The 11,737-nt window shown below is 66.7% G+C and carries 12 protein-coding genes; 11 read left to right on the top strand and 1 reads right to left on the bottom strand.

Annotation, left to right across the window (positions count from 1 at the left end; all coding sequences use genetic code 11):
• Nucleotides 1-41: 41 nt before the first annotated feature.
• Nucleotides 42-263: a sulfurtransferase TusA family protein gene (locus PW843_20720; GenBank protein ID MDE1148998.1), complete on the bottom strand. Its 222-nt coding sequence runs from the start codon at nt 261-263 to the stop codon at nt 42-44.
• A gap of 120 nt (nt 264-383) precedes the next feature.
• On the opposite strand from PW843_20720, the gene PW843_20715 reads away from it, so the two are divergent.
• From PW843_20715 to PW843_20665, 11 genes are all read left to right on the top strand, one after another.
• Nucleotides 384-797 carry a MucR family transcriptional regulator gene (locus PW843_20715; GenBank protein MDE1148997.1) on the top strand — a complete coding sequence of 138 codons (414 nt, stop codon included), beginning with the start codon at nt 384-386 and terminating at the stop codon, nt 795-797.
• 481 nt (nt 798-1,278) lie between these two features.
• A complete protein-coding gene (locus PW843_20710; protein MDE1148996.1) occupies nt 1,279-2,094 on the top strand; it encodes a GNAT family N-acetyltransferase in 816 nt (271 codons plus the stop codon).
• Between the two features lie 32 nt (nt 2,095-2,126).
• The gene (locus PW843_20705; protein ID MDE1148995.1) at nt 2,127-2,990 is read left to right on the top strand and encodes a lysophospholipid acyltransferase family protein; all 864 of its coding nucleotides are present in this window, start codon (nt 2,127-2,129) and stop codon (nt 2,988-2,990) included.
• A gap of 173 nt (nt 2,991-3,163) precedes the next feature.
• Nucleotides 3,164-4,594: a tRNA (N6-isopentenyl adenosine(37)-C2)-methylthiotransferase MiaB gene (gene miaB / locus PW843_20700; GenBank protein MDE1148994.1), complete on the top strand. Its 1,431-nt coding sequence runs from the start codon at nt 3,164-3,166 to the stop codon at nt 4,592-4,594.
• On the top strand, nt 4,591-5,598 hold the full coding sequence (locus tag PW843_20695) for a PhoH family protein (GenBank protein MDE1148993.1): 1,008 nt from the start codon (nt 4,591-4,593) through the stop codon (nt 5,596-5,598). The genes miaB and PW843_20695 overlap by 4 nt, the downstream gene beginning before the upstream one ends.
• A gap of 148 nt (nt 5,599-5,746) precedes the next feature.
• The gene (ybeY, locus tag PW843_20690; protein MDE1148992.1) at nt 5,747-6,331 is read left to right on the top strand and encodes an rRNA maturation RNase YbeY; all 585 of its coding nucleotides are present in this window, start codon (nt 5,747-5,749) and stop codon (nt 6,329-6,331) included.
• A gap of 3 nt (nt 6,332-6,334) precedes the next feature.
• Nucleotides 6,335-7,261: a hemolysin family protein gene (locus PW843_20685; protein ID MDE1148991.1), complete on the top strand. Its 927-nt coding sequence runs from the start codon at nt 6,335-6,337 to the stop codon at nt 7,259-7,261.
• Between the two features lie 32 nt (nt 7,262-7,293).
• The gene (lnt, locus tag PW843_20680; protein ID MDE1148990.1) at nt 7,294-8,925 is read left to right on the top strand and encodes an apolipoprotein N-acyltransferase; all 1,632 of its coding nucleotides are present in this window, start codon (nt 7,294-7,296) and stop codon (nt 8,923-8,925) included.
• Between the two features lie 241 nt (nt 8,926-9,166).
• Entirely contained in the window at nt 9,167-9,634 is a 468-nt protein-coding gene (locus PW843_20675) for a helix-turn-helix transcriptional regulator (GenBank protein MDE1148989.1), read from the top strand.
• Nucleotides 9,635-9,771: 137 nt separating this feature from the next.
• A complete protein-coding gene (gene metK, locus PW843_20670) occupies nt 9,772-10,932 on the top strand; it encodes a methionine adenosyltransferase (protein MDE1148988.1) in 1,161 nt (386 codons plus the stop codon).
• Nucleotides 10,933-11,022: 90 nt separating this feature from the next.
• Nucleotides 11,023-11,733, top strand: coding sequence for a tRNA (guanine(46)-N(7))-methyltransferase TrmB (locus tag PW843_20665; GenBank protein ID MDE1148987.1), 711 nt, complete (start codon nt 11,023-11,025; stop codon nt 11,731-11,733).
• Nucleotides 11,734-11,737: the final 4 nt, after the last annotated feature.

The following is an 11,737-nucleotide window of genomic DNA, read 5'->3' as shown; positions in this document are numbered from 1 at the left end:
GGGCCGCTATCCGGACAGATTCCGATTTTTGTGCACGGATTCTAGCGGGTTACACGTATACGATGTACGCCTTCCGGCATATCCGCGTGCTCCGGCCCGCACAGCGCCACTGTATAACCATGCTCCCGCAGTGATCTCGGCACGTTCTCAAGCGGCTCACCGCTGTTGAGGCGAATTTCCAGCGTTTCCCCCGGCTTCAGCTTTTCAACGGCCAGCTTCGATCGAACAAAGGTAATAGGGCAAACATGGGCCGTTATATCCAAAAGATTGGTTGTGACCGCTTCGGTTATCAATCAGACCTCACACGATGAACTTGAACGTTATTGCCATGCCTGTGGTTTAGACTTATACAAGTTCGGTACTGCATCCTTGGAGTAAGGAAAATGACCGGTCCGACCGTCGCAAGTGAGTTGTTGTCCCTAACCACTGAAATTGTTTCGGCCCACGTCTCCAATAATACAGTGCCACCGGCCGACCTGACGGCGCTGATCGAACAGGTATACAAGACCCTGACCAACATCGGCCAGGAACAGCCTCCGGTTGCGGAGAAATTGCAACCCGCCGTGCCGATCAAGCGCTCGGTCACGCCTGAATACATTGTGTGCCTTGAGGATGGAAAAAAGCTGAAAATGCTGAAGCGCCATCTGAAGACGGCCTACAACATGACGCCGGAGGAATACCGCGAGAAGTGGTCCCTGCCGACCGACTATCCCATGGTGGCGCCGAACTACGCCAAGCAGCGGTCCCGCCTGGCCAAGGAAATCGGTCTGGGTACGCGCGCCCGCAGCGACGCTTGATCCCCTTCCAGGGTAACTCTTCAGCTTAGGGGCGGTCCATCATGTGGGCCCCCACATCATGATGTCGGGTGGCGGCCGCCGGTCAGGCACGCCGCCCGGTATCATTCATAGCCGGCTTTGACCTCGGCCGGCTTTTCGCCAGTCCCGCGCGGGACGGCGTGACGAACTGGGGTCCAACCCGTACCAAAAGCCGCCAAAAGGCTGCGTTTTCAAAGAGCTTCACAGCTTTGACGAAACGATTCCGGGTATTTCTTCCCGGAAGGGTACGTGAATGTTTCATGACCCGGCGGCCCCGCTTTGCAGGACTTGGTTGACCGCCCCGCGTCGCTTTGTGGTATGCCAATGACGGAAGCGTGTTTTCCGGGGGGTCGTTTCCCCACCGCTGCGGCCCCTGAGGTTGCGGCCAAGGGTTGCGAACGGAAAGCCGCATCACGCAAATCGCGCCTGCCGATGGCGACGCTGAAGGACCGCGAACGAGAGCATGGCTGACATCACGATCGACGCTCTGACCTCTGGCGATCTTCGTATGGGGAGCCTGGAGGTCCGCCTCGCCGAAACCAAGGCAGAGGTCGAGGCCGCGCAGGCCATCCGCTACCGTGTCTTCTATGAAGAGATGGAAGCCTCCCCGACGCCGGAGATGCTGCGCCTGCGCCGCGACTTCGATGAATTCGACGGGCTGTGCGACCATCTCCTGGTCATCGATCATGCCCGGGGATCCGGTGCCGCCGGTGTGGTGGGCACCTATCGCCTGATCCGCCGCTGCGCCGCTGCCCGAGCCGGCACCTTCTACTCCAGCGACGAATACGACATCTCGCGGCTGGAGGCTTACCGGGGCGAGATCCTGGAACTGGGCCGGTCCTGCGTGGACGCCGCCTATCGGTCCCGCAACGCCATGCAACTGCTGTGGCGCGGCATCGCCGCCTACACCGCAGTGTACGACATCAAGATCCTGTTCGGTTGCGCCAGCCTGCCGGGGACCGATCCCGAGGCGCTGGCCCTGCCGCTGTCCTACCTCTACTACAACCATCTGGCCCCGGCGATCGTGCGCCCCACGGCGCTGCCGCATCGCTATGTCGACATGCGCATGCTGCCGGAACATGAGGTGGATCCCCGCCGCGCCCTGGCCCAGGTGGCGCCGCTGGTGAAGGGCTACCTGCGCGCCGGCGGCTTCGTCGGCGATGGCGCCGTGGTCGATCACCAGTTCAACACCACGGACGTGTCCATCGTGGTGAAGACCGACCTGATGACCGACAAGTATCTTCGCCATTACGAACGGCGCGGGACGCCGATGGCTTGACCACGGTGTCCGCGGTGGCAGGAGGGGTTTCCATGGCGATGGGCTCGACCCGCACGGGCTTCCTGCGCCTGGCGCTGTACCTGGCATGGACGCTGGTCTGCATTCCCATCCAGGCGACCCTGCTGGGGTTGAACCTGCCGGCCCGTGAGCGCTTTCCCCGTTTCTATCATCGTGTCTGCTGCCGGCTGATGCTGTGCCTGGATGCGGAGGTGGTGGGCCGGCCGTCGCTGGACCGCCCGACGCTGTTCGTCTCCAACCATTCCTCCTACCTCGACATTCCGGTCCTGGGCTCCCTCATCGACTGCTCCTTCGTGGCGAAGTCCGAGGTGGGCTTGTGGCCGTTCTTCGGTTTGCTGGCCAAGCTGCAGCGCACGGTGTTCGTCAACCGCGCCAACCGGCGCGAGGCCGGCAAGCAGCGCGACGACCTGGCCGGACGCCTGGTGGCGGGCGACAGCCTGGTGCTGTTCCCCGAAGGCACCAGCAGCGACGGCAACCGCGTCCTGCCGTTCAAGACGGCATTGTTCAGCGTGGCCAACACCCAGGTGGATGGCCAGCCGGTGGCGGTGCAGCCCATCAGCGTGGTGTGCACCCACCTGGACGGCCTGCCGCTGGGCCATGAGTTGCGGCCGCTGTACGCCTGGTACGGCGACATGGATCTGCCGCCCCACCTGTGGCAGATGATCGGCACCGGCCGCCTGCGCATCCGGGTGGAATTCCACCCGGTGGTGTCGCTGGCGGATTTCAGTTCACGCAAGGCCTTGGCCGACCATTGCTGGCAGACGGTCGCCGCCGGCGTCGATCGCGCCGTGTCCGGTCGCTGGTCACGCGCGGCGCCAACCGCCCGGCCGGCTCTGCAGGCCTCGGCCCAGACCGCCCAGGCGGCGGGGGCGGCCTGATCACGTTCCGATTCCCCCGACCTTGACTATGCCCCGTAGCCGCCTAATGTTACGGGCCTGCGCGCCAGCCTTGGGCCGGCGCGCCTTTTGTGTTCGCGCATGCCCCCCGGAGGGGCCTGCGCGTTTTCCAGACGGTGTTTGGGGCCATCCCGGGCCCCGCCAAGGAGTTGGGTGTGGCGACCGCGCGTAAGAAGCTGTTCATCAAGACCTATGGCTGCCAGATGAACGTCTATGACAGCGGCCGCATGGCCGACGTCCTGGCGCCGCTGGGCTATGAACCGGCGGAAGAGGCGGAGGGGGCCGACATGGTCATCCTCAACACCTGCCACATCCGCGAAAAGGCGTCGGAAAAGGTCTATTCCGAACTGGGCCGCCTACGCCTGCAGCAGCAGGAAAAGGCGTCGCAGGGCGAGCGCATGATCATTGCGGTGGCCGGGTGCGTCGCCCAGGCCGAGGGGGCGGAGATCATGGCCCGCGCCCCGCACGTGGACATGGTGTTCGGGCCCCAGACCTATCACCAGCTGCCGGAGATGGTGACCCGGGCCGTGCGCGGCGCCGGCGGCGTCATCAACACCGACTTCCCGGTCGAAAGCAAATTCGACCTGCTGCCGGGCGAAGGCGCCACGCCGCAGGGCGCCTCGGCCTTCGTCTCGGTGCAGGAAGGCTGCGACAAGTTCTGCACCTTCTGCGTCGTGCCCTATACGCGGGGGTCCGAATATTCCCGTTCCGCCGGCCAAATCCTGGATGAGGTCCGGCGCATGATTGCCAACGGCACGGTGGAAATCACCCTGCTGGGCCAGAACGTCAACGCCTACCATGGCGACGGACCCGACGGCCGCACCTGGGGCCTGGGCCGGCTGATCCGCGAACTGGCGGAAATCGACGGCTTGTCCCGCATCCGCTACACTACCTCGCACCCGCGCGACATGGATGACGACCTGATCGCCGCCCACGGTGACGTGCCGCAGCTGATGCCCTTCGTCCATTTGCCGGTGCAAAGCGGGTCCGACCGCATCCTGGCGGCCATGAACCGCCGGCACACGGCCGACGACTACCGCCGCATCGTCGACCGGCTGCGCGCCGCCCGGCCGGGCCTGGCGCTCAGCAGCGATTTCATCGTCGGTTTCCCCGGTGAGACGGCGGAGGATTTCGCCGCCACCCTGCGCCTGATCACCGACGTGGGGTTTGCCAGTGCCTATTCCTTCAAGTACAGCGCCCGCCCCGGCACGCCGGCGGCCACCATGGCGGAAGGCCGCCTGACCGAGGACGACAAGTCGGGGCGGCTGGAGATGGTGCAGAGCCTGCTGGCCGAACAGCAGCAGGCCTTCAACACCGCTGCCCTGGGCACGGTGCAGGAGGTGCTGTTCGACCGGCGCGGCAAGCTGCCGGGCCAACTGCTGGGCCGTGGCCCCCAGATGCAGCCGGTCCACGCCCAGGCGCCCGACCGGTTGCTGGGCCAGGTGGTGCCGGTGCGCATCACCACGGCGTCCGCCAGCAGCCTGGGCGGCGCGGTGGTGACCACCGAGACGGATATACTGCCGGGCGGCGCCTTGGGTGCCATCGCCGCCGACATGCAATCCAACCTGAGGGAGGTGCCGGCGTGACGACAACGTCCGGATCGGACCAGCGCATCGACCTGCAATTCGATGATAACCGCCTGCTGCCCCTGCTGTTCGGCGAACATGAACAGTATCTCAGCCGGGTTGAACGCCAGCTGGGCGTCAGCCTGATCAGCCGCGGCAACTGCCTGACCATCACTGGTCCGGACGATGCCACCAGTGCCGCCCGCGCCGCCCTGGACGCCCTGTGGGAACGGTTGAAGCGCGGCATGCCGGTGGGCCCGGCCGAGGTGGACGCCGCCATGCGCATCGCCACCGGTGTCGATGCCGACAGCCGGGGCCGGGCCTTGGCCTCCATCACCCGGCCCGAGGCCATGCTGAAGACCCGCCGCCGCGACATCAGCCCCCGCTCCCCCACGCAGGCCACCTACTTGAAGGCGCTGGCGGAACATGAGCTGGTGTTCGGCCTGGGCCCCGCCGGCACGGGCAAGACCTATCTGGCCATGGCGCAGGCCGTGTCCCTGCTGATCACCGGCCGGGTGGACCGCATCGTCCTGTCGCGGCCGGCGGTGGAGGCGGGCGAACGGCTGGGCTTCCTGCCCGGCGACATGCGGGAAAAGGTCGATCCCTACCTGCGCCCGCTGTACGACGCGCTGTACGACATGCTGCCGGCCGAACAGGTGGCCAAGCGCCTGGCGTCCGGCGAGATCGAGGTGGCGCCGCTGGCCTTCATGCGCGGCCGCACCCTGGCCAACGCCTTCGTCATCCTGGATGAGGCGCAGAACACCACCGCCATGCAGATGAAGATGTTCCTGACCCGCCTGGGCGAGGGCAGCCGCATGGCCATCACTGGCGACCTCAGCCAGATCGATCTGCCGGGCGGCGTGAAGTCCGGCCTGCGTGAGGCGGTGGAGGTGCTGGACGGCGTCGACGGGGCCGCCTTCATCCATTTCACCGCCGCCGACGTGGTGCGCCATCCCTTGGTGGGCCGCATCGTCGAGGCTTACGACCGCGCCGATTCTCGCCGCCGGATGCCGGACCAGGGCTGAAACCAATACCAGCGGCATGGGCGGTCCAGCTCATGCCGCTGTAGGCTGCGACCGCAGCCGCCGGAAGTTTCCGGGGAACGAAGTGGACTGGAAACTGAGGAAGCCCAGCCGGCGGACGCCGGCGCCCGGCGCTTGAGGGAACATTTGAATGACAACCGCCTTGGACATCATTGTCGAGGTTGAGGCCGGGGATTGGGAGGACGCCATCCCCGGTGTCGAGGAACTGGTGACCCGGGCAGCGCGGCAAGCGCTGGCCCAGGCGCTGGCCGTGGATGCCGACGCCCTGCCGGAAGGCGAGGGCGAGATGTCCGTGCTGCTGTCCGACAACGCCGCCGTCCAGGTGCTGAACAACCAGTACCGGGGCAAGGACAAGCCCACCAACGTCCTGTCCTTCCCCATGCTGGATGAGGGGGATGACGAGGATGAGGGCGACGATTTCGACCTGCCGGAGGGCATGGAACGCCCGCCCTATCTGCTGGGCGACATCATCCTGGCGTATGAAACCTTGGTGACGGAGGCCGCCGAACAGGCCAAACCCATCGCCAACCACTTGACCCACCTCGTGATCCATGGCGTGCTTCACTTGTTGGGTTATGATCACATCGAGGATGCCGAGGCCGAAACCATGGAACGGCTTGAAACGGTGATCCTTGCCGACATGGGCATCGCCGATCCCTACCGGGACGGCGCCGGCCCCACCCGCGATGACCAGAGCGAAGAGAACGCGCACTAAACAATGGCCGACCTTTCCGACAGTCGAACGCCCCGTGAAGACGGGGCGGAAGATCACGGGTCATTGACCCAGCAATTCCGGGGCTGGCTGCGTGCCGCCCTGGGCGGGCGCGTGGACCCCACGCTGCGCGACACCATCGAAGAATTGATCGAGGAAACCAGCGCGGATGAAACCTCGGTCGGCGGCAACGAACGCGTGCTACTGGCCAACATCCTGAAGCTGCGCGGCCGCGCGGTGGTGGACATCATGGTCCCCCGCGCCGACATCCTGGGTATCGAGATCTCGATCAGCCTGAACGACCTGATCCGCCGTTTTTCGGAGGATGCGCACTCCCGCATGCCGGTCTACCGGGAAACCCTGGATGACGTGATCGGCATGGTGCACATCAAGGACGTGCTGGCGGTGGTGGCCGACCAGCGCCCCTTCGACCTGGCCGCCATCGTGCGCGAGGTGCAGATCGTGGCGCCCAGCATGCCCATCCTGGACCTGCTGCTGCACATGCGCCAGGCGCACCAGCACATGGCCCTGGTGGTGGATGAATTCGGCGGCATCGACGGCCTGGTCACCATTGAGGATCTGGTGGAGGAGATCGTCGGCGAGATCGAGGACGAACATGATGAGGCGGTGCAGCCGCGCATCATCGAACGTCCCGACGGCACGCTGATCGTCGACGCCCGCCTGCCGCTGGAGGAATTCGAGGCCCGCGTCGGCCCCGTCCTGGATGATGAGGAACGCGAAGAGGTCGATACCTTGGGTGGCCTGGTGTTCTCGCTGGCCGGCCGCATTCCCCGCCGGGGTGAGACGCTGGTCCATCCCTCGGGCATCGAGTTCGAGGTGGTGGACGCCGACCCCCGCCACATCAAGCGGCTGCGGGTGCGCAACCTGCCGGCCAGAACCGGCCTGGACGCGTCGCTGGCGACCGGATCCTGAGCCGCCTTTCCGAAGCGGAGATTCCCCCTATCGTGAGCCTGCCTGATCGCCTGGCCCGCCTCGCCACCCGCATGCGCGGGGCCGGCCGATGGCGGCGCCTGGGCCTGGCCGCCCTGCTGGGCGGGCTGGCCACCCTGGCCATGCCGCCCATCAACGCCGTGCCGGTGCTGTGGCTGGCCTTTCCCGGGCTGATCTGGCTGCTGGACGGGGTGGAGCGGCCGGCCCAGGCCTTCTGGACCGGCCTGGCCTTCGCCTTCGGTCATTTCGTGCTGGGCCTCTATTGGGTGGGGGCGGCACTGCTGGTCTTCCCCCGCTTCTGGGCCATGCTGCCCTTCGCCGTGGCCGGGCTGCCCTTCCTGCTGGGCTTGTTCGTAGGCACCGGCACGCTGGCCTGGTGGGCGCTGGTGCGGCATTTCCGCCTGGGCGGCGTCGCGCGCTGCCTGCTGTTCGCCGTGCTGTGGACGGTGGTGGAATATGCGCGCGGCCACGCCTTCACCGGTTTTCCCTGGAACCTGATGGGTTATGCCTGGGTCGGCCTGCCGGGCCCGGCGCAGATGGGTGCCCTGGTGGGCGTCTACGGCCTGTCCCTGTTGACGGTGCTGCCGGCCAGCCTGGCGGCCGTGCTGGCGGATGGCGGGCGCCGGCCTTGGGGGGCGCCGGCGGCGGGCCTGGCCCTGGTGATGGCGATGGCCGTCTACGGCATTATCCGCGTGCCGGCGGGCGAGGCCCCGCTGGTGCCGGGTATCACGCTGCGCCTGGTGCAGCCCAACATCGCGCAGAGCGACAAGTGGAACGCGGACACGGAACTGGACCATGTCCGCCTGCTGCTGGCCCTGTCGCGCCAGCCGCAGCCGCCGGGGGCCGCACCCGTCACCACCCTGGTCTGGCCGGAAACGGCCGTGCCCTACCTGCTGGAGGATGAGCCTGAACTGCTGAAGGCCGTCGCCCAGGTGACGCCGCCCGGCGGCCTGACCCTGACCGGCAGCCTGCGCCTGACGCCCGCCGGGTCGCCCGGGGCGCAGGACAATACCGACACCTATTGGAACAGCCTGGTGGTGGTGAACGACCAGGGCCGGGCGCTGGACCATTACGACAAGGCCCACCTGGTGCCCTTCGGCGAATACACGCCCTTCCGCCATTGGCTGCCCCTGCGCGCGGTGGCGCTGGTGGCGCCGTCGAACTCCATCCTGGGGGCGGGGGCCGGCCCGCGCACCCTGGACCTGCCGGGCCTGCCGCCGGTCAGCCCCCTGATCTGTTACGAGGTCATCTTCCCCGGCGCCGTCACGGCGCAGGAGGCGGGGACGAAGGATGCCCAGCGCCCGCAATGGCTGCTGAACGTCACCAACGACGCCTGGTACGGCCAGACGGCGGGGCCGCACCAGCACCTGGCCATCGCCACCATGCGCGCCATCGAGGAAGGCCTGCCCCTGGTGCGCGCCGCCAACACGGGTATTTCGGCCGTGGTAGATCCCTATGGGCGCGTATTGGGTCATTTGGCGCTAGGGACCCAGGGAGTCCTCGACCTTCCGTTACCGCAGTCTATACCGGCGCCTACACCTTATGCCCGATGGGGTGATGCCCCCTTGGCGGCTTTACTCTTGGCTGTATTGGGCGTTATCTATTTTTTCACGCTTCGGATGTATCAAGGCAGGCAGGGCCTTTGAGGCGAAGTGGTCGGTGGCTTGGGGGCCATGCATATCCCGGGTTGTGATCCATGAACCGGGATGGGTTCCGCCGCCGTACCATGAGGCCAAGTTCCGCGACGTTGGGGGCTGCCCCCAGGGGAAGGGAACGCACCGAAACAAGGGCCAGGAAGCGGGACGGTGGGATGCAGGCCGGCACCTTGACCACCCCGCAACGCCTGTCTTAGGGTCGTAATCGATCCGTAACGTAAGGATTTGGATCATGGAGACTGAAGTAGAGGTCCGCCGCTCCACCGGTGGGCGACCGCGGATCGGAAAGCCCAACCCGATCGACGTTCATGTCGGCAGCCGCGTGCGCTTGCGCCGCACCCTGCTGGGCATGAGCCAGGAGAAGCTGGGCGAGGCCATCGGCCTGACCTTCCAGCAGGTGCAGAAGTATGAGCGCGGCGCCAACCGCATCGGCGCGTCACGCCTGTTCGACCTGTCGCGCGTGCTGGACGTCCCCGTCTCCTTCTTCTTCGACGACATGGCGGGCGACAACCCCGCTGACATCGTGGACGAGGCGCTGCCCGACATGGGCTTCGACGCCGACCCGATGGCCAAGCGCGAAACCCTTGAATTGGTTCGCGCTTATTACCGCATCGCCGATCCCGCCGTGCGCAAGCGCCTGTTCGAACTGACCAAGGCGGTTGCCAATTCCGGTGTGGAATCTGTGGCAGATGTGGCGTGATAGGGGCTGCCCCTTGACCGCTCTGTAGAAGCCTGCGAAAAAACGCCGCTTGGCCGTTGCACGCCAAGCGGCGTTTTTTGTCCATATCACATGCCGTTTTCCGTAAATAGCCGTCGTAAATAAGCCGAGGCGATCCCGTGGCCCAATCCAATTACGTCTTCACCAGCGAGTCCGTTTCCGAAGGTCATCCGGATAAGGTCTGCGATCAAATCTCGGATGGCGTGGTCGATCTGTTCCTGGCTCAGGATCCCTACGCCCGTGTCGCCTGCGAAACGCTGGCCACCACCAACCGCATCGTCATCGCCGGTGAAGTGCGCGGGCCCGAGGGCCTGCTGCGCGAGGTCGAGGGTGTCGCCCGTCAGACCGTCAAGGCCATCGGCTACGAGCAGGATGGTTTCCACTGGAACACGGCGGAAATCGAAATCCTGCTGCACGCCCAGTCGGCCGACATCGCCGTGGGCGTGGACGCCGCCGGCAACAAGGACGAGGGGGCCGGCGACCAGGGCATCATGTTCGGTTACGCCTGCCGCGAGACCGACGATCTGATGCCGGCGCCCATCCACTATTCCCACCGCATCCTGAAGTCGCTGGCCGACGCCCGCCACGGCGGTGTCAAGGAACTGGCGCCCGACGCCAAGAGCCAGGTCAGCCTGCAGTACGTGGACGGCAAGCCGGTGCGCGCCACCTCCGTCGTCGTGTCCACCCAGCATGCCGAGGGCCTGGACCAGGACGCCGTGCGCGAGATCGTGCGCCCGCACGTGCTGAAGGTGCTGCCGGAAGGCTGGATGTGCGATGAGGCGCACTTCTACGTCAACCCGACCGGCCGCTTCGTCATCGGCGGCCCGGACGGCGACGCCGGCCTGACCGGTCGCAAGATCATCGTCGACACCTACGGCGGTGCCGCCCCGCACGGCGGCGGCGCCTTCTCCGGCAAGGACCCGACGAAGGTGGACCGCTCGGCCGCCTACGCCGCGCGCTACCTGGCCAAGAACGTGGTCGGCGCCGGCCTGGCCGACCGCTGCACCATCCAGCTCAGCTACGCCATCGGCGTGTCGCACCCGCTGTCGGTCTACATCGACACCGCCGGCACCGGCCGGGTGGATGAGGAAAAGCTGGCCGGTGTGCTGCGTGAGCTGATGAACCTCAGCCCCCGCGGCATCCGGGAGCATCTGAAGCTGAACCGTCCCATCTACGCCCGCACGGCGGCCTACGGCCATTTCGGCCGCACGCCCGACGCCGACGGCGGCTTCTCGTGGGAGAAGCTGGATCTGGTGGACGAGCTGAAGCGCGCGTTCTAAGGGTTCGCCCGTTCTGATGCCGGGGCCTTGGCCGATCACCTGATCGCCAAGGCCCTTGGCTTTTCTGTGGCCGCACATCCCGATCCCATCATGACCGATGACAGTTCCGCCCAGCACCGCACCCTGCTGTACGGCCGCCGCCGGGGCCGGCCCCTGCGCCAGCACCGGACCTCGCTGATCGAGGACCTGCTGCCCCGGTTGCAGCTGGATCCCCCCGCCGATGGCGGCCCGTTGGACCCAAGCACCCTGTTCGCCACGCCTAAGCGCGACCTGTGGTTCGAGGTCGGGTTCGGCGGTGGCGAGCATCTGGCCGAACAGGCGGCCAGCAATCCCGACATCGGCTTCATCGGGTGTGAGCCGTTCATCAACGGCGTCGCCGGCCTGCTGCAGCATGTCGAGGCGCGCGACCTGACGGCCAACCTGCGCATCTGCCCCGATGACGCCCGCCCCATCCTGGACGCCCTGCCCGAGGCCAGCGTGGGCCGCCTGTTCGTGCTGTTCGCCGACCCCTGGCCCAAGCTGCGTCATGCCGAACGCCGTTTCGTCGGCCCGGCCAACCTGCCGCGCATCGCCCGCGTGTTGAAGGACGGGGCGGAACTGCGCCTGGCGACCGACGATCCCCAGCTGTGCCGCTGGATGCTGGAACATGCCTGGCGCTGGCCGGAGCTGGAATGGCTGGCGACATCCGCCGCCGACTGGCGCGTGCCGCCGGCCGACTGGGTCCAGACCCGCTACGAACAGAAGGCGCTGGAGGCCGGCCGCGTGCCGGTGTACCTGCGCTTTCGCAGGCGCAAGCGTTAGTTCG

It is taken from the genome of Azospirillaceae bacterium (assembly GCA_028283825.1).
Classification (GTDB): Bacteria; Pseudomonadota; Alphaproteobacteria; order Azospirillales; family Azospirillaceae; genus Nitrospirillum.
The sequence above is the reverse complement of the archived record's forward strand: the minus strand, read 5'-3'. Positions and strand labels throughout refer to the sequence as shown.